The 17320-nt window shown below is 72.6% G+C and carries 17 protein-coding genes; 4 read left to right on the top strand and 13 right to left on the bottom strand.

The features are described 5' to 3' along the window. Positions 1-119: 119 nt before the first annotated feature. From ACFV9O_RS27520 to ACFV9O_RS27560, 9 genes are all read right to left on the bottom strand, one after another. Positions 120-1250 carry an ATP-binding protein gene (locus ACFV9O_RS27520; protein WP_385422345.1) on the bottom strand — a complete coding sequence of 377 codons (1131 nt, stop codon included), beginning with the start codon at positions 1248-1250 and terminating at the stop codon, positions 120-122. Positions 1251-1354: 104 nt separating this feature from the next. Further along, complete coding sequence (locus tag ACFV9O_RS27525; RefSeq protein ID WP_385422347.1) at positions 1355-2203, bottom strand: TrmH family RNA methyltransferase; 849 nt, start codon at positions 2201-2203, stop codon at positions 1355-1357. Between the two features lie 520 nt (positions 2204-2723). Then, positions 2724-3116 (bottom strand): 50S ribosomal protein L20, encoded by a 393-nt coding sequence (gene rplT / locus ACFV9O_RS27530; RefSeq protein WP_242333133.1) that lies wholly within the window; start codon positions 3114-3116, stop codon positions 2724-2726. Between the two features lie 105 nt (positions 3117-3221). After that, complete coding sequence (rpmI, locus tag ACFV9O_RS27535; protein WP_017945471.1) at positions 3222-3416, bottom strand: 50S ribosomal protein L35; 195 nt, start codon at positions 3414-3416, stop codon at positions 3222-3224. 103 nt (positions 3417-3519) lie between these two features. Next, positions 3520-4209: a translation initiation factor IF-3 gene (infC, locus tag ACFV9O_RS27540; RefSeq protein ID WP_385422350.1), complete on the bottom strand. Its 690-nt coding sequence runs from the start codon at positions 4207-4209 to the stop codon at positions 3520-3522. Positions 4210-4503: 294 nt separating this feature from the next. Beyond that, a complete protein-coding gene (locus ACFV9O_RS27545; RefSeq protein WP_385422352.1) occupies positions 4504-4896 on the bottom strand; it encodes a DUF1844 domain-containing protein in 393 nt (130 codons plus the stop codon). 24 nt (positions 4897-4920) lie between these two features. Continuing rightward, a complete protein-coding gene (locus tag ACFV9O_RS27550; RefSeq protein ID WP_385422354.1) occupies positions 4921-5652 on the bottom strand; it encodes an SseB family protein in 732 nt (243 codons plus the stop codon). 51 nt (positions 5653-5703) lie between these two features. Beyond that, entirely contained in the window at positions 5704-6900 is a 1197-nt protein-coding gene (gene mycP, locus ACFV9O_RS27555; protein WP_385422356.1) for a type VII secretion-associated serine protease mycosin, read from the bottom strand. Beyond that, positions 6897-7763, bottom strand: a complete 867-nt coding sequence (locus tag ACFV9O_RS27560) for a hypothetical protein (RefSeq protein ID WP_385422397.1) — start codon at positions 7761-7763, stop codon at positions 6897-6899. Before ACFV9O_RS27560 ends, mycP begins: the two co-directional genes overlap by 4 nt. 578 nt (positions 7764-8341) lie before the next feature. On the opposite strand from ACFV9O_RS27560, the gene ACFV9O_RS27565 reads away from it, so the two are divergent. Continuing rightward, positions 8342-9544, top strand: a complete 1203-nt coding sequence (locus ACFV9O_RS27565) for an amino acid deaminase/aldolase (protein WP_385422358.1) — start codon at positions 8342-8344, stop codon at positions 9542-9544. 61 nt (positions 9545-9605) lie between these two features. Here ACFV9O_RS27565 and ACFV9O_RS27570 read toward each other — a convergent pair whose 3' ends face one another. The 4 genes from ACFV9O_RS27570 to ACFV9O_RS27585 are packed head-to-tail and all read right to left on the bottom strand — an operon-like array spanning position 9606 to position 14073. Further along, on the bottom strand, positions 9606-10520 hold the full coding sequence (locus ACFV9O_RS27570; protein ID WP_385422360.1) for a DUF2510 domain-containing protein: 915 nt from the start codon (positions 10518-10520) through the stop codon (positions 9606-9608). Positions 10521-10529: 9 nt separating this feature from the next. Further along, positions 10530-11315, bottom strand: coding sequence for a 3-oxoacyl-ACP reductase (locus tag ACFV9O_RS27575; RefSeq protein ID WP_385422362.1), 786 nt, complete (start codon positions 11313-11315; stop codon positions 10530-10532). A 5-nt stretch (positions 11316-11320) separates the two neighbouring features. After that, on the bottom strand, positions 11321-12691 hold the full coding sequence (locus ACFV9O_RS27580) for an aldehyde dehydrogenase family protein (RefSeq protein WP_385422364.1): 1371 nt from the start codon (positions 12689-12691) through the stop codon (positions 11321-11323). A gap of 8 nt (positions 12692-12699) precedes the next feature. Beyond that, positions 12700-14073 carry a glutamine synthetase family protein gene (locus ACFV9O_RS27585; protein ID WP_385422366.1) on the bottom strand — a complete coding sequence of 458 codons (1374 nt, stop codon included), beginning with the start codon at positions 14071-14073 and terminating at the stop codon, positions 12700-12702. A gap of 175 nt (positions 14074-14248) precedes the next feature. Here ACFV9O_RS27585 and ACFV9O_RS27590 point away from each other — a divergent pair, with 175 nt between their 5' ends. The 3 genes from ACFV9O_RS27590 to ACFV9O_RS27600 all read left to right on the top strand — a co-directional run bounded on the left by ACFV9O_RS27590 (position 14249) and on the right by ACFV9O_RS27600 (position 17213). After that, a complete protein-coding gene (locus ACFV9O_RS27590) occupies positions 14249-14974 on the top strand; it encodes a FadR/GntR family transcriptional regulator (protein ID WP_385422368.1) in 726 nt (241 codons plus the stop codon). 102 nt (positions 14975-15076) lie between these two features. After that, the gene (gene eat / locus ACFV9O_RS27595; protein ID WP_385422369.1) at positions 15077-16522 is read left to right on the top strand and encodes an ethanolamine permease; all 1446 of its coding nucleotides are present in this window, start codon (positions 15077-15079) and stop codon (positions 16520-16522) included. Positions 16523-16535: 13 nt separating this feature from the next. Further along, positions 16536-17213 carry a gamma-glutamyl-gamma-aminobutyrate hydrolase family protein gene (locus ACFV9O_RS27600; RefSeq protein ID WP_385422371.1) on the top strand — a complete coding sequence of 226 codons (678 nt, stop codon included), beginning with the start codon at positions 16536-16538 and terminating at the stop codon, positions 17211-17213. Positions 17214-17320 lie beyond the last annotated feature (107 nt).

The raw sequence follows: 17320 nt of genomic DNA on the forward strand, positions 1-17320 counted from the left end.
CGATGGGGTGGCTGGGGCCCCCGCTCGACGACCGAGGACGCAAAGGTGCCAAAGGTCGAGTCTAACGGGGTGAGGTGTGCGTAAGAGCCCGTGGGCCGAAGGGCGAGACCTCGCGTGTGTCAGCTGAGGTACGCCGGGGCGCCGACGGGCAGGATAAATCGGAACTCGGCGCCGCCGCCGGGTCCGCGGCCGACGGTGATCGTGCCGCCGTGCGCCTCGACGATTCCCTTGACGATGTACAGACCGAGTCCGGTGCCGCCACGCTTGCTCCCCCGCCAGAAGCGGGTGAAGACGCGGCCCATCGACTCCTCGGGAATGCCGGGGCCTTCGTCGCTCACGGTGACGGCCGTTCCCTTCTCGTCGGTCTTTCCGGGCACTGCGGGCGCGGGTGCCACCTCGATGGTGACGGTTCCCTCGCCGTGGCGCACCGCATTTTCCAGCAGGTTGCCGAGGATCTGGTCGATCTTGTCGGGATCGGCCCAGAGGTCGGGGAGCCTGCGCTGGATGCGGACGAAGAAGCGGTCCGGTGACTGGCCGGCCGCGGTGTGGGCCTGGATGTGGCGGCCGACGGCGGCGGCGATGTCGACGGGCTGGCGGCGCACCTCGAGGCGTCCGGAGTCGATACGGGAGATGTCGAGGAGCTCGGCGATGAGCCGGGTGACGCGGTTGGCGTCGGCGTCGACGGTCTCCAGCATCAGCCGCTTCTGGTCGTCGGTGAAGCGCTCCCACTTGGCGAGCAGGGTGGCCGTGAAGCCCTTGACGGAGGTCAGCGGCGAGCGCAGCTCGTGGGCGACGGTGGCGATCAGCTCGGCGTGGCTGCGCTCGGTGCGGCGCCGGGCCTCGGTGCCGCGCAGGCTGACCACGACGCGGCGCACCGGCCCGGTGGGGGCCTCGCGCACGTACCGCGCGGAGACGAGGACCTCGCGGCCGCCGGGCAGCAGGAGATTGCGCTCGGGCTGGCCGGCGCGGATGGTGAGACCGCCGTACGGGTCGGTCAGGGTCCACCAGCGGCGCCCCTTGAGGTCCTCCAGGGGCAGGGCCTCCTCGAGCGGGCGGCCGAGCGCCTCGGCGCGGGGGGTCGCGGTGATCCGTACGGCCGCGGCGTTGAAGCAGATCACCCGGCCGGTCTCGTCGGCGACGACGCATCCGTCGGGGAGGTCGTCGGGGTCGATCTCCAGGCCTGCGGCGCCCGTGGGGGGACACACGAAGGCGAGATGCGCCTCCGACGGGCCGCTCGTGCCGACAGCCATCCCCGTACCCCACCTCTCGAACCGGTGCAGTGGGCCCCCGAGTTCGTCACCTTACTATTCGCCGGTGACGGAGCGACACCCTGCGGGTCGCGAGGGCACCGCGGTCATCGTGCCCGGCAGCCGCCGGGAGTGCGCTGGGCGCGGGCGGAGGCGTACAGGCACACCGCGGCGGCGGTCGCGAGGTTGAGGCTCTCGGCCTTGCCGTGGATGGGTACGCGCACGACGGCGTCCGCGAGCGCGCGGGTCTCCTCGGGCAGTCCCCAGGCCTCGTTGCCGAAGATCCACGCGGTCGGCCCGCTCATGGTGCCGGCGTCGAGCTCGTCGTCCAGGTCGTCGTCCCCGGCCCCGTCTGCGGCGAGGATCCGCACTCCGGCGCCCCGCAGCCCGCTGACGGCCTGCTCGACGGGTACGCCGACGGCGACGGGCAGATGGAACAGCGAACCGACCGACGCCCGCACCGACTTGGGGTTGTACAGGTCCACGGATGCGTCGGTGAGCACGACGGCGTCGGCGCCGGCGGCGTCCGCGCAGCGCAGGACCGTACCGGCGTTCCCGGGGTCGCGTACGTGGGCGAGGACGGCGACGAGCCTGGGCTTGCCGGCGAGGATCTCCTCGAACGGCGAGTCGAGGAAGCGGCAGACGCCGACGAGCCCCTGCGGCGTGACGGTCTGCGAGACCTCGGCCAGCACGGTGTCGGCGGCGTAGTGGATCCGGGCGCCGGCGGCGCGGGCGGCGTCGACAATGTCCGCGTAGCGCTCCGCCGCCTCGACGGTGGTGAACAGCTCGGTCAGCGTCGGCTCACCGTCCCCGCCCCGGTGCTCCACGGCCTCCCGCACGGCCTGCGGCCCCTCGGCGATGAACCGCCGGTCCTTCGACCGGAAGTTCCGCCGGGCCAGGCGTCGCGCGGCGACGACGCGCGGGGATCGGGGGGAGATCAGCTCGGGGGTGCGCATGGGGGTGCTCCTTCGTGGCCGGGCCCCTGGCCCGGGGCCCGGTGCGCCCTGCGAACGGGCTCCGGGGGTGCCGGTACCGGGTGGGTCCCGGTGTGTCCGTCCTCAAGCTCCCCCTACGCCCTGCGGCGTGGGGGGACCCCCGGACGGGCTGGGATACGTGGCCGGCGCCGAGGGGTGCGGCGGTGTGTCCGTCCTCGAGCGCCGGACAGGGCTTCGGGTGGCCCCGTATTACCGAGGTGGCCGGCCCGCCGTCCTCGAACGCCGGACGGGCTCGCATTCGTGGCCGGTGCCGAGGCGTTGGCCCGCCGTCCTCGAACGCCGGACGGGCCCGATGTCCACCCCGCACCGCGGATTGCCGCGGAGTGTCCGCCATCGAACGCCGTACGGGTTGAGCCCCGGAGGCGGTCCGGGGGCTCCGGGGCTTGCCCGCAGTACGCCCGGCGCAGGCCCGACGCACGCGGACCCGCAGGCCAGGGGCCTGCGGGTCCGGGGCAGTCCGGAGGGACGCGAAAGGACGGCGTCAGGCCGCCGACGCGGCCTTCGGGGCGTTGACGTCCGCCGGGAGCGCCTTCTGGGCGACCTCGACGAGCGCGGCGAACGCGCCGGCGTCGTTGACCGCGAGCTCGGCAAGGATCTTGCGGTCCACCTCGACGTTGGCGGCCTTCAGACCCTGGATGAAGCGGTTGTAGGTGATGCCGTTCGCGCGGGCAGCGGCGTTGATGCGCTGGATCCACAGCTGACGGAAGTCGCCCTTGCGCTTCTTGCGGTCGTTGTAGTTGTAGACGAGGGAGTGGGTGACCTGCTCCTTCGCCTTGCGGTACAGGCGGGAACGCTGACCGCGGTAACCGCTGGCCTGCTCGAGGATCGCCCGGCGCTTCTTGTGGGCGTTGACTGCCCGCTTGACGCGTGCCACTTGTTAACTCCTTGTAGCGGGGCCGTGGTTGGACTCACACGACCCGGAAACGAATTGGTCCCGGTCTTTGCCCGGAAGCCCCCGTCACCGAGGGCAGGGAATCAGTCAGATGCCCAGCATCTTCTTGATCTTGGCGGCGTCACCCGGGGCCATCTCGGCGTTGCCGGTGAGGCGACGCGTCAGCTTGGACGACTTGCGCTCGAGCAGGTGGCGCTTGCCGGCGCGCTCACGGAGCACCTTGCCGGAGCCGGTGATCTTGAAGCGCTTCTTGGCACCGCTGTGCGTCTTGTTCTTCGGCATAGCGCCGTTCTCTCCTCGTCAGTGCGCTTTCGTCGCCGGTCCGTAAACCGGCAGGCGAAAGCGTCAGATGTATCGGTTGATGTCCGGGACGGTTGTCCTGGAATCAGGCCTCGGCGGGCTCCTCGGCGGAGTCCGACGCCTGGGCGGACTGCCCCTGGCGCTCCGCCTTGCGGGCGGCCTGGGCCTCGCGGGCCTCGGCCATCGCCTCGGTCTTCTTCTTGTGCGGACCGAGAACCATGATCATGTTGCGGCCGTCCTGCTTCGGGTTCGACTCCACGAAGCCGAGGTCCTGGACGTCCTCCGCGAGTCGCTGCAGCAGCCGGTAGCCGAGTTCGGGCCGGGACTGCTCGCGACCACGGAACATGATCGTGATCTTGACCTTGTCGCCCTGCTTGAGGAACCGGACGACGTGACCCTTCTTGGTGTCATAGTCGTGCGGGTCGATCTTCGGCCGGAGCTTCATTTCCTTGATGACCGTGTGCGCCTGGTTCTTGCGCGCCTCACGGGCCTTCATGGCCGACTCGTACTTGAACTTGCCGTAGTCCATGAGCTTGCAGACCGGCGGCCGCGCGGAAGCCGCGACCTCGACCAAGTCCAGGTCGTACTCCTGCGCAAGCTCCAGGGCCTTGGCAAGCGGAACAATCCCGACCTGCTCGCCGCTGGGACCGACAAGTCGCACCTCGGGAACGCGAATTCGGTCGTTGATGCGGGGCTCGGTGCTGATGGATCCTCCTCGGTAGCACCACGCGGCAGTCTGGCGGACAGCCGCGCAACGTCTGTTTCGTTGGACCACCGCGCCGGTTCATGAAAAATGCCCCGACGGGACACAGGCGGGGCTCCTTGAACTACCGGAACACCGCCGCGGTCAACCGCGGGGCGCTACTCGGACGGCTCCATCGTCCGTACGGAACGATGGTCGCCGTCTGACCGGTGACCCGCCGCCCTTGAGGGTGGCCAGGTGGGAGATCGGAGCCTCCACTTGTGGGTCGGACACATGCGCGTCCGACCGGTCGTTACACAAGGTTAGCAGCTCCGGGCGGAAGGGGCTAACCGGCGGGCGGCAGGTCGCCGCCCGCGCCTCACGGGCTCAGCCGAAGACCGGGCCCGTGTACTTCTCGCCCGGGCCCTGGCCCGGCTCGTCGGGCACGACCGACGCCTCGCGGAAGGCCAGCTGGAGCGACTTCAGGCCGTCGCGCAGCGGCGCCGCGTGGAAGGAGCTGATCTCCGTCGCACCGGCGTCGAGCAGCCCGGCCAGCGCGTGGACCAGCTTGCGGGCCTCGTCCAGGTCCTTGTGCTTCTCGCCGTCCTCGGTCAGCCCGAGCTTCACCGCGGCCGCGCTCATCAGGTTCACCGCGACCGTGACGATCACCTCGACCGCGGGGACCTCCGCGATGTCGCGGGTCATGGCGTCGAAGTCGGGAGACTCCTCACCCGGGGTCGCGTTGCCGGGGGTCGCATTGCTGGGGGTCGCGTCACTCATGCGCCACACGATATGCGGTGCCGCTCAGGGCCGTACGTAGAGGGGCTCCCCCGGAGGCGATGCCTCCGCCGGGAGCAGCGCCAGGTCGAGTCCCCGCACCAGGCGGGCCCGCAGCGTCGCGTCGGCCGCCAGCGCGCGGGCGACACGGCGGGCTGCATCGGCCGGGACCGCGTCCGGTGCCAGGACGAGCGCGAGGGTGCCGTCGGCGCTGCCGGGGCCGAGGTGGGCGCGGAGCACCGCGGGCTCGGCGGCGACCGCCGCCCGTACCGCCGCCGTCACCGAGGGGTCGGCCAGCGGATCGGTGCTCGTGCGCCCCTCGGCGAGGGCGAGCAGCGCGGGGCCGGTGAGCTGGTACGGCACCGGGCCCGCGAGATCCAGGACGAGCGTGTCCGCCTTCTCGTGCGCGGCGGCCTGCAGCGCCTGGTGCAGGGGTACGGCGACGGGCCGGGCCGCCGGGTCCCAGCGGGCCAGCGACGCGGTCGAGGTGAAGGCGGGCAGGGCCCGGCGGCCGCCCGCCGTCAGCGTGGGCACGGCCATATCGCTCGTCTTCTCGCGGCGCAGTCCGTTCTCGTCCTCCTCGACCTCACCGAGCACGGCCACGACCGGGACGAGCAGCCGGGCGCCCTTGAGCGCTTCGAGGACCGGCCGCTCGGCGCTCCTGTCCTCGGCCCAGGCCGCGAGCGCCGCCGTCAGGGCGGGGTCGGCGGTGCCGTCGTCGTCGGAGAAACCGGGGTCGGGAATGTTCTTGAGCGCCACGCGAGGAGCCTAACCTCCCACGGTGGGTGACGGTGTCCCGGTCGCCGCGCTTCAGCTGCGCCGACGGCCGCCGCGCCACAGGACGACCGCGCCGGCGAGCAGCAGGGCTCCGATGCCTCCGGCGACCGGGACGAGCAGACCGCCCGGCTCGTCGGCGGCGGACGGGGCGGCCGGGCCGCTGCCGAAGTAGCGCTTGCCGTAACCGGACGTGGATGCGGCCCTGGCATCGGCCGGGGCCGTCTTGTCGGCCGCCTCGAGCGCCGCGGCCGGGTCGACGATTCCGTAGCCCTTGGCGTCGTCGCGCCCGTTCCTGGGGCCGTTCCGTGCGGTGTCGGCGAGGAGTTTCTTGATCTGCGCCGGGGTCAGGCCGGGGTGGGCGGAGCGTACGAGTGCGACGGCTCCGGAGACGAACGCCGATGCGGCGCTGGTGCCCCAGCCCTCGTAGTAGCGGCGGTCGGGGTGGGCGATGACGACATCGACGCCGGGGGCGCTGACGGTGGCGTACCAGCGGCGGGTGGAGAAGGAGGCGCGGGTGCCGAAGCGGTCGACGGCGGCGACGGCTATGACGCCGGGGTAGGCGGCGGGGTAGGAGATGTGGTCGCCCTTCTCGCCGCCGTTGCCGGCCGACGCGACCACCACGGCGCCCTTGGCGAGGGCGTACTGGACGGCGGCGTCCTCGCTCTTCTCCGGGTGCGCGGACTCGCTGTCGTCGCCGAGGGAGAGGTTGATGACGTCCGCGCCGTGGTCTGCGGCCCAGCGGATGCCGTCGGCGAGGGCGGAGCCGCGGGTGCTGCGGGCCCTCTTGCGGGCGGGGTCCTTGCCTTCGAGGATCACGCGGACCGGCTGGATCTTCGCTTCTGGGGCGATCCCGAGGACCCCGTCCTCGCGGCCGGGCCCGTGGCCGTGCCCCGCGATGATCCCGGCCATGGCGGTCCCGTGCTGGGCCCAGGCGGGGTCACCGCGCTCGGCCCCGAAGCCGATGAGGTCCTTGGTCGGGAGCACCTGGCCCGCCAGGTCGGGGTGGCTGTCGTCGACGCCGGTGTCGAGGACGGCGACAGTGATTCCCTCGCCCTTGGTGGTCCGCCACGCCTCGTCGGTGTGCATGGCGTCCAGGGCCCACTGGCGGGCGCGGATGCCGTCGGCCTGGGCGGGGGCGGCGGACACCAGGACGAAGGCGAGGGCGGCGGCGACGGCACCGCTGAGGCGGCGCGCGGGCGTGGCGGTGCGGACGGCGGGCTTCGTGGTCATTCGGGGCGCTCCGTGGCCGGGGCTGCGGTCTTGCGGAGGGCGCGTTCGATACGGTCCGCGATGCCCTTGGCCTCGTGGCCGAGGCCCGCCTGGGCGGGGGCGGAGGTGGCGCCGTCGGCCATCGCCTCGCCGGCGGGCTGGGGGTCGGCGACGGTGCGGCCGTCCGCGAAGCCCGAGACGGCGTACACGACGACCGGCGCGTCCCGCAGGACGCCGACCGTCCAGCTGGCCCGCTGCTTGTCGCCGAAGCCCGCAGCGGCGGTGCCGGGGGCGGCGTACGTCCGGGGCATGAGGTCCGCGCGTTCGTCGAGGCCCTCGGAGGAGAAGCGGGTGCGCAGGGCGGCCATCGCGTCCTGGTCCGCCTCGGTGAAGATCATGCCGACGGTGGTGACGCTGGTGGCGGTGGCGTCGGTGTAGGTCGCCCGCAGGACGCGGAGGCAGCCGACCGGCTGCACCACCTTCACCAGCAGCGGGTCGAGCGCTCCCGCGCAGGGGCCGTCGGGTGCGACACCGATCCGCGTCCACGTCCGGTCGGCGCCTCCGGGGCCCGCGCCGGCGCCGTTGAGCGTGCGCGGGAAGAGACTGTCGACCGGGACGCTGTGCCAGAGCGTGCGTGCCTCGGTGTAGCCGCCCCGGGCGGTGGGCGACGCGGACGAGTTCCCGGCGAGCCAGCTCCCGGTGACGGCGCCGCCGACCAGCCCGAGCCCGAGGACCAGGCAGGCGACCGCGCCGGCGGCCCGCGCGGGATGCCGGGTCCGGATGGGCCGCAGCCGGGTCGTGATCTCCGTGGGTGTCTCGGGGAGCGCGCTCGCGTACGGACGGACCGGGGGCGCCCACGGCGGCCGCGAGGGCTGCGGGGGCACGGCCGGGCTGCTTGCCGGCACCGGCGCGGAGGGGGCCGGACCCGTCGGGCGTGCCGGACCTGCGGTGCGTGCCTGCTCGGCGTACTGCCGCGGCCCGGCTCCTCCCTGCCCGCCCGGCCCCGACGAGCCGTCACCTTGTGCCGGGACGGGGGCGTGCGAGGGGACGGGGGCGCCGGGCCTGCTCCCGGGCGGCGGCCCGGAGGGGCGCGGGGGCACGGCACCGGACGACGCGTCCGCGGCAGCACCGCCTGCAGCGGCGCGCGGTGGGGGCGTCGAATCGGTGATCGGGCGGAGGCGGGTGGTGGTCTCGGCGGGGGTGGCGGGGGGCTCGGCCGCAGGTGCCGCAGGAAGGAGGGCGTCGGTGATGCGCGACGAGCGTGGTGCCTCGGTGCTCATCCGCCCCCCGTTTCCCTCGTGTCGTGGCCCGCCGGATCGCCTTTCGGGGCACGCCCGTTCGTCACCGCGTGTGCTCACTCTAAGGGCTGATGCGGGGACCGGGGGAACGGGACCGCAGGCCCGGGGCATCTGCCCAGAACGTCCCCCTACCCTCCGGTAATCGGGTCTGGCAAGCTCGGCCCATGACTCCCCGTGCCGCAGACCGGACCCGGTACGACCGGGCCACCGCCCATCTCGACGCGCCCCTCGCCGTCGTCGATCTCGAGGCGTTCGACGCGAACGCGGCGGATCTGGTCCGCCGCGCGGGCGGGAAGCCGGTCCGGGTGGCGAGCAAGTCCGTCCGGTGCCGTGCCCTGCTGGAGCGTGTGCTGGCCATGGACGGCTTCGCCGGGATCATGTCGTTCACGCTGGACGAGTCGCTCTGGCTGGCCAGGGCGGGCTTCGACGACGTGCTCCTCGCCTACCCGTCCGCGGACCGGGGCTCGTTCGCCGAGCTGGCCGGGGACGCCAAGCTCGCCGCCGCCGTCACCGTGATGGTCGACGACCCGGCGCAGCTGGAGCTGATCGACCGGGCGCGGGACGGCGGCACGGAGGAGATCCGGGTCTGTCTGGAGCTCGACACCGCGCTGCATCTCCTCGGCGGGCGGGTACGGATCGGGGCACGCCGTTCGCCGCTGCGCGAGCCGGCCCAGCTGGCCGAGCTGGCCCGGGCCGTCGTCCGCCGCCCGGGCTTCCGGCTGGTGGGCCTCATGGCGTACGAGGGGCATGTCGCGGGCGTCGGTGACGCGGTGTCGGGGAGCCCGTTGCGGTCGCGGGCGGTCCGGCTGATGCAGTCGGCGGCCCGCCGCGAGCTGGCACAGCGCCGCGCGGCCGTCGTGCGCGCGGTCCGGGCCGAGGCCCCGGACCTGGAGTTCGTGAACGGCGGGGGCACGGGCAGCGTGCAGCACACGGCGGCCGAGGACGCGGTCACGGAGATCGCCGCGGGCTCGGGGCTCTACGTGCCGAGGCTGTTCGACAACTACACGTCCTTCAGCGGCCGGCCCGCGGCGCTGTTCGCCCAGCCGGTGGTGCGCCGCCCGGGCGTGGGCGTGGTGACGGTCCTCGGCGGCGGCTACCCGGCGTCCGGGGCCGCGGGACGGGACCGGCTGCCGGTCCCGTATCTCCCGGAGGGGCTGCGCTACGACCCGCAGGAGGGGCCGGGCGAGGTGCAGACCCCGCTGCTGGGCGCGCCGGCCGACGATCTCCTCATCGGCGACAAGGTGTGGTTCCGGCACGCGAAGGCCGGGGAGCTGTGCGAGCGGTTCGAGGAGCTGCAGTTGATCGAGGGCGACCGCGTGGTGGCGTCCGCACCGACGTACCGGGGCGAGGGCCGTACGTTCCTCTGAGGCACCCCTGACAGGACGCCCCGGACTCGGCACCCTGACTCGTGGCCCCTGACGAGTGCCGTTACGGGCCGACCGTCGACCCGACGCCTCCGCTCACGTCGCCGATCGGGCGGATGCCCTCGACGATGCGGTCCATGTCCGCGAGCGGCGGCCCGTCGGGGCCCGCGTCGAACGCGAGCCGCACGATGATCAGCGACTCGGAGCCGACCGCCGAGGGGAAGACCAGCGACTGGACGCAGCCGCCGGGGCCTGTGCCCGTCGTCACGCGCCAGCGGACGAGGTGCCCGGTCCGTCCGGCCACCACGACGGACTTCGACGCGAGCTGCTCATGGCTCTTGATGCCGCCGTGGATACGGTTGCCGAGCGCGTCCTCCCCGTAGGCCCGGTCGGCGGCGACGGAGATGTCCTGGGCGGCGAGCTTCTCGGGCGAGGTGACGTCCGTACGGGTCGCCGTGCGGGACGACACCGTGCCGTGGTGGCAGAACTGGCCGGTGTCGCCGGGGCATCGGTAGGCGACCTCGGTGACCATCGTCGGTGCGTCGTCGAGGGTCGATTCGGGCTTCTCCCAGCCGTCGGGGACCGGCAGTGTGATGCCGTTGAGCTGGTCCACGAGGAGGGCGGGGTCGTCGGCCGGGGCGGCGGGCGTGGTGTTCTTCGCGTCGGGGCTCGCCGACGGCAGCGGGGTGGAGGTGCTCCGGGACCGCGGGGCGGTGCCCTCGTCGTCCCGGCCGAGCACGACGGCGCCGGTGACGATCGCGCCCACGAGCACCGCTCCGGCGAGGACGAGAGCGACGATCCCGCCCCTGCCCACGCCCTGACCGCCCGCGCCGGGACCGCCGCCCGGCCCAGGCACGAGCGCGGCCGTCGGGGCGGCCACGGGCCGGGTGTGCCCGGTCCAGGCGGTGCCGTCCCACCAGCGTTCGGTGGCCGGGATGCCTGGGTCCGGGTACCAGCCGGGCGGGGTCGTCATGCTCACCCGGTCACCCTACAGAGGCGTGACGTACGCCCCGGAGATGCCTCCGTCGACGAGGAAGTCCGTCGCGTTGACGAACGACGAGTCGTCACTGGCGAGGAAGGCCACGGCCGCCGCGATCTCGTCCGCTTCCGCGAAGCGCCCCACCGGGATGTGCACGAGCCGCCGCGCGGCCCGCTCGGGGTCCTTGGCGAACAGCTCCTGCAGCAGCGGGGTGTTGACCGGTCCCGGGCACAGGGCGTTGACCCGGATTCCCTCGCGGGCGAACTGCACCCCGAGCTCACGGGACATGGCGAGCACGCCGCCCTTGGAAGCCGTGTACGAGATCTGCGAGGTCGCGGCGCCCATACGGGCCACGAACGACGCGGTGTTGATGATGGAGCCCTTGCCCTGCCGCCGCATGTAGGGGATGGCGGCCTTGCAGCACAGGTACACGGAGGTGAGGTTGACCTCCTGGACCCGCCTCCAGGCGTCGAGTCCGGTCTCCAGGATCGAGTCGTCGTCGGGTGGCGAGATCCCCGCGTTGTTGAAGGCGATGTCCACGCTGCCGTAGGTGTCGAAGGCGGTCCTGAACAGCGCCTCGACCTGCTCGGCGTCGGTGACGTCGACCTTCACGAAGGTCCCGCCGACCTCGTCGGCCGCCGCCTTGCCGGCGGTCTCGTCGATGTCGCCGCAGACGACGTGGGCGCCCTCGGAGGCGAGGCGGCGCGCCGTGGCCAGGCCGATGCCGCTGCCGGCGCCCGTGACGACGGCGGTACGGCCGACGAGGCGACGGCACACAGGGGTTTCGGTGGTCATGTGGTTCAGGCCTCCGTGCTCAGGAAGACGTTCTTGGTTTCGGTGAAGGCGGTGAGGGCGTCGGGGCCGAGTTCACGGCCGAGGCCGGACTGCTTGTAGCCGCCGAACGGGGTCCAGTAGCGGACGCTGGAGTGGGAGTTGACGGACAGGTTCCCCGCGGCGACGGCCCCGGACACGCGCAGCGCACGGCCGACGTCCCTGGTCCAGATGGAGCCGGAGAGTCCGTACTCGGTGGCGTTGGCCAGCCGTACGGCGTCGTCCTCGTCGTCGAAGGGGAGGACGACGGCAACCGGGCCGAAGACCTCCTCGACGGCCGCGGGGGCGTCGGGGGCCAGTTCGGTGAGGACGGTCGGCGGGAACCAGAAGCCCGGGCCCGTGGGGGCGGTGCCGCGGATGCCGGGCAGGCCGTCGGGGACGTACGAACGCACCCGCTCCAGCTGGGTCTTGGAGATCAGCGGACCCATCTGGGTGCTCTCGTCCGACGGGTCACCGACGACGACCGACTCGACGGCCGGGGCGAGCAGTTCGAGGAACCGGTCGTACACGGAGCGCTGGACGAGGATACGGGTGCGGGCGCAGCAGTCCTGGCCGCTGTTGTCGAGGAACGACATGGGCGCGCTCGTCGCCGCGGCCTCGATGTCCGCGTCGGCGAAGACGATGTTGGGGCTCTTGCCGCCGAGTTCGAGGGTCACCCGCTTCACGCGGTCGGCGCACAGCGACATGATCTGCTTGCCGATCCGGGTCGATCCCGTGAACACGATCTTGGCGACGCCGTCATGGCGTACGAGCGCGTCGCCCGCGATGTCGCCACGGCCGGGCAGCACCTGGAACAGCCCCTCCGGCAGGCCCGCCTCCAGGGCGAGTTCGGCGAGGCGCAGCGCGGTGAGCGGTGTGGTCTCGGCGGGCTTGAGGACGACCGCGTTCCCCGCCGCGAGTGCCGGGGCGGAGCCCCAGGCGGCGATCGGCATGGGGAAGTTCCAGGGCGCGATGACGCCGATGACGCCGAGGGGTTCGAGGATCGTGATGTCGAGTCCGCCGGGGACCGGGATCTGGCGGCCGGTGAGACGCTCCACTCCCCCGGCCGCGTAGTCGAGGAGGTCGCGGACGTTCCCGGCCTCCCAGCGGGCGTTGCCGATGGTGTGGCCGGCCTCGCGCACCTCCAGCCGTGCCAGTTCCTCGATGTGGTCGTCGACGACGCCCGCGAAGCGGCGCAGCAGCCGGGCGCGGTCGGCGGGGGCCGCGGCCGCCCAGGCGCGCTGGGCGTGTGCGGCCCGGACGACGGCGGCGTCGACGTCCGCTTCGACGGCGCCGGGGACGGTGGCGATGACTTCCTCGGTGGCCGGGTTCACCACATCGAGTGCGTACGGTTGCGACAAGTGGTGCCTCACATACGTTCGAAGGAGCGGCGGAGCTCCCAGTCGGTCACCGCGGCGTCGAAGGCTTCCAGTTCGACCCGCGCCATGTTGCGGTAGTGGGCGACGACCTCGTCGCCGAAGGCGGCCTTGGCGATGGGGCTGTTCTCCCAGAGCTCGGCGGCTTCCCGCAGGGTCGTGGGGACGTGCGCGTAGTCGGCGGTGTAGGCGTTGCCGGCGCAGACCTGGGGGAGCTCCAGCTGCTGCTCGATGCCGTACAGACCGGCAGCGACGAGTCCGGCGACGGCGAGATGCGGGTTGACGTCACCGCCGGGGAGCCGGTTCTCGAAGCGCATCGAGCGGCCGTGGCCGACGACGCGCAGCGCGCAGGTGCGGTTGTCGTGGCCCCAGGCGACGGCGGTGGGGGCGAACGAGCCCGGCTGGAAACGCTTGTAGGAGTTGATGTTCGGGGCGTACAGCAGCGAGAAGTCCCGCAGCGCGGCGAGCTGCCCGGCGAGGAAGTGCCGCATGACCTGCGACATGCCGTGGTCCTCGCCGTTCCCCGCCCCTGCCATCACATTGCGCCCGTCGGCGTCCTGCAGGGACAGGTGGATGTGACAGGAGTTGCCCTCACGCTCGTTGTACTTCGCCATGAACGTGAGCGAGACGCCCTCCTGGGCGGCGATCTCCTTGGCGCCCGTCTTGTAGATGGCGTGCTGGTCGCAGGTGACGAGGGCCTCGTCGTAGCGGAAGGCGATCTCGTGCTGGCCGGGGTTGCACTCACCCTTGGCGGACTCGACGGTCAGTCCGGCGGCGGCCATCTCGTTGCGGATGCGGCGCAGCAGCGGCTCGATCCGGCCCGTGCCGAGGACGGAGTAGTCGATGTTGTACTGGTTGGCGGGGGTGAGTCCGCGGTAGTTGGCGTCCCAGGCCTGCTCGTACGAGTCCTTGAAGACGATGAACTCGAGCTCCGTGCCGACCTGCGCCGTGTACCCGAGCTCGGCGAGGCGCTCCAGCTGGTGGCGGAGGACCTGGCGGGGGGCGGCGACGACGGGGGTGCCGTCGTTCCAGGCGAGGTCCGCGACGAGCATCGCCGTTCCCTCGTTCCACGGCACTCGGCGCAAGGTCGCGAGGTCGGGGTGCATGGCGAAGTCGCCGTATCCCTTCTCCCACGAGGACATCTCGTAGCCGTCCACCGTGTTCATCTCGGTGTCGACGGCGAGAAGGTAGTTGCAGCCCTCGGTGCCGTGCTCCAGTACCTCGTCGAGGAAGAAGCGCGCGGCGAACCGCTTTCCCTGGAGCCTGCCCTGCATATCGGGGAAGGCCAGGACGACGGTGTCGATCTCACCGCTCGCGACGAGGACCCTGAGCTCCTCGACGGTCAGTGGGGGTGTGCGGTCTGCCACGGGATTACGCTCCTTCGGTCAGCGCCGGAAGACCATAAGGTATTGCCGAAGACCTTTGCTTGGGAAGGGGAAACCGCGACGTGGCGCTGTGTCCCACCGGGGGGCAACCCCCGGGACCCCGGCAGAAAAGCACGTCAGCAGGGCTGGACGGAATGCGATCGCGAGGTGCATCCAGGTGAGGAAGAGCGAGCCGGCGGACCGGCTCACGTCCGTGTTGCGGCCGGTGCGTGGGGGCAACGGCTTCGAGGAGGCGCTGGAGCAGATCCTCCAGGTCATACGGCTCGGACTGGTGCCGGGCGGCGAAAGGCTGCCCGCCGAACGCGAATTGGCCGAGCGCATGGGAATCAGCCGTGTCACCCTCCGCGAGGTGCTCAAGGTCCTCCAGGAGCAGGGCCTGGTCGAGAGCCGGCGCGGGCGGTACGGCGGAACGTTCGTGCGGCAGCGGACGCCGACCATGGGCGGGGAGGAGCTGCGCCGGCGCATCGCCGCCGTCGACATGGAGGACACTCTCCGCTTCCGGGAGGTGCTGGAGACCGGCGCCGCGGCGCTGTGCGCGGCCCACGGCCTCACCGACGAGGGCGCCGAGCGGCTGCGCGCGGCGCTCGCGGCGACCCACGACGCCCCCCTCGACGACTACCGCCGCCGCGACACCCTGTTCCACCTCACCCTCGCCGAACTGTCCGGCTCTCCCAGCCTGACCGCCCAGTACGCGGCCGTACGGGCCACGGTGAACGATCTGCTGGACTGCATTCCGCTGCTCGTGCGGAACCTGGAGCACTCCCAGCAGCAGCACTCCGCGCTGGTCGAAGCGGTGCTGGACGGGGACACCGACGCGGCGCACGACGTGATGCGGGAGCACTGCGCGGGCACGGCGGCACTGCTGCGCGGCTTCCTCACGTAGTCCGCGGCGTAACCCGAAAGTAACGCACGGGTCTTGCGCTTCCCCCACGCCCACCGCAAAGGTATGGCTCCATTCCATTGGGCCCGACGCGGGAGCTCTGCCATGACACTGGAAGACACCACCGGGAGCAGCACACCACCACCGGACGACTATCTGGAGCGCCGCACACTGCGGCGCGGCAGCGCGGGCTGGCTGCTCCTGACGGGGCTCGGTGTCGCCTATGTCGTCTCCGGGGACTTCTCCGGCTGGAACATCGGCCTGTCCAAGGGCGGCTTCGGCGGGCTCGCCGCAGCCACCGTGCTGATGGGGCTGATGTACGCGTGCCTCGTCTTCGCGCTCGCCGAGCTTTCCGCGATCCTGCCGACCGCGGGCGGCGGCTACGGCTTCGCCCGCAGGGCGCTCGGCACGTGGGGCGGCTTCCTCACCGGCACGGCGATCCTCATCGAGTACATCCTCGCGCCCGCCGCGATCGTCATCTTCATCGGCGACTACGTCGAATCGCTCGGGCTGTTCGGGCTCACCTCGGGATGGCCGGTCTACCTCGCCTGCTTCGCGATCTTCATCGGGATCCATCTGTGGGGCGTCGGCGAGGCCCTGCGGTTCAGCCTCGTCGTGACGGCGATCGCGGTCGCCGCACTGCTGGTCTTCGCCATCGGCGCGTTCACCGACTTCCAGACCGCCGGGCTCGACGACATCCCCGTCGACAAGGAGGCGCTCGGCGCCAGTTCCTGGCTGCCGTTCGGGCTGCTCGGCATCTGGGCGGCGTTCCCCTTCGGCATGTGGTTCTTCCTCGGGGTCGAGGGCGTGCCGCTCGCCGCGGAGGAGGCCAAGGATCCGGTGCGGTCGATGCCGAGGGCCCTCGCCGTCTCGATGGGCATCCTCGTCCTGCTCGCCGTGCTGACGTTCTTCGCCTCCACCGGGGCGCGCGGCTCGGCCGCCATCCAGGAGGCCGGAAACCCGCTGGTGGTGGCGCTCCAGGGCGACGGCGACCCCACCGCGCTCAGCCGCTTCGTCAACTACGCGGGCCTCGCGGGCCTGGTGGCCTCGTTCTTCTCCCTCATCTACGCCGGCTCACGCCAGCTCTTCGCCCTGTCCCGGGCCGGGTACCTGCCCCGCTTCCTGTCCCTGACGAGCCGCCGCAAGTCCCCGTACCTCGGCCTGCTGATCCCCGGCGCGGTCGGCTTCGCGCTCGCCGCCGGCACGGGCGACGGGGCGCGGATGCTGAACATCGCGGTGTTCGGCGCGACGATCTCGTACGCACTGATGGCGCTGTCGCACATCGTGCTGCGGCGCCGCGAGCCGGAACTCCCCCGGCCGTACCGCACCCCGGGCGGCATCCTGACCTCCTCGGTGGCCTTCGTCCTGGCCCTGTCCGCCCTGGTGGCCACCTTCCTGGTGGACAAGGACGCGGCGTTCATCGCACTCGCCGTCTACGGCGTCGCCCTCGCCTACTTCGCCTTCTACAGTCGGCACCGGCTGGTGGCGCGGGCGCCGGAGGAGGAGTTCGCGGCGCTGGCCGCGGCCGAGGCCGAACTCGCACGCGACTGACCGGAGAAGAACAGTGACCCAGCCGCTCATCGGCGTCAGCACGTACCTGGAGCAGGCCTCGTGGGGCGTGTGGCAGCTGCCCGCCGCGCTGCTGCCGGAGGGCTATCCGCGGCTCGTCCAGTCGGCGGGGGGCATCGCGGCGATGCTCCCGCCGGACGATCCGGGGCGCGCGGCGTCCGTCGTGGCCCGGCTGGACGGGCTCGTCGTCGCGGGCGGCCCGGACGTCGAGCCGGTCCGCTACGGCGCCGAGCCCGACCCCCGCACGGGGCCGCCCGCGCGGGAGCGGGACACGTGGGAGCTCGCGCTGATCGAGGCGGCGCTGGCGTCGGGGACGCCACTGCTCGGGATCTGCCGGGGGATGCAGCTGCTGAACGTGGCGCTGGGCGGGACGCTCGTCCAGCACATGGAAGGCCATGCGAAAGAGGTGGGCGTCTTCGGGCGGCACCCGGTGACGCCGGTGCCGGGGACGCGGTACGCCGCGCTCGTGCCCGAGGAGTCCTCCGTGCCGACGTACCACCACCAGGCGGTCGACCTCCTCGGCACGGGGCTCGTGGTGTCGGCCCGCGCGGAGGACGGCACGGTCGAGGCGGTCGAACTGCCCGACCCCGCCTGGGTGGTGGGTGTCCAGTGGCACCCGGAGATGGGCGAGGACACGCGGGTGATGCGGGGGCTGGTGCGGGCGGCGTCCTGACGGGGTCCTCCGGCCCCTGTGGGCTCGGCGGCGGGATCGGCGGACGAACGCCCCGGGCCTCTAGGTGTGTTCTCCCCCAAATTCCTCGGGGAGCCACCCAACCATCT

It is taken from the genome of Streptomyces sp. NPDC059909 (assembly GCF_042730885.1).
Classification (GTDB): domain Bacteria; phylum Actinomycetota; class Actinomycetes; order Streptomycetales; family Streptomycetaceae; genus Streptomyces.

Coding starts and splice junctions, on each gene's coding strand:
- ACFV9O_RS27520 (WP_385422345.1), bottom strand. CDS start 1,250: ATGGCTGTCGGCACGAGCGGCCCGTCGGAGGCGCATCTCGCCTTCGTG.
- ACFV9O_RS27525 (WP_385422347.1), bottom strand. CDS start 2,203: ATGCGCACCCCCGAGCTGATCTCCCCCCGATCCCCGCGCGTCGTCGCC.
- rpmI (WP_017945471.1), bottom strand. CDS start 3,416: ATGCCGAAGAACAAGACGCACAGCGGTGCCAAGAAGCGCTTCAAGATC.
- ACFV9O_RS27545 (WP_385422352.1), bottom strand. CDS start 4,896: ATGAGTGACGCGACCCCCAGCAATGCGACCCCCGGCAACGCGACCCCG.
- mycP (WP_385422356.1), bottom strand. CDS start 6,900: ATGACCACGAAGCCCGCCGTCCGCACCGCCACGCCCGCGCGCCGCCTC.
- ACFV9O_RS27565 (WP_385422358.1), top strand. CDS start 8,342: ATGACTCCCCGTGCCGCAGACCGGACCCGGTACGACCGGGCCACCGCC.
- ACFV9O_RS27575 (WP_385422362.1), bottom strand. CDS start 11,315: ATGACCACCGAAACCCCTGTGTGCCGTCGCCTCGTCGGCCGTACCGCC.
- eat (WP_385422369.1), top strand. CDS start 15,077: ATGACACTGGAAGACACCACCGGGAGCAGCACACCACCACCGGACGAC.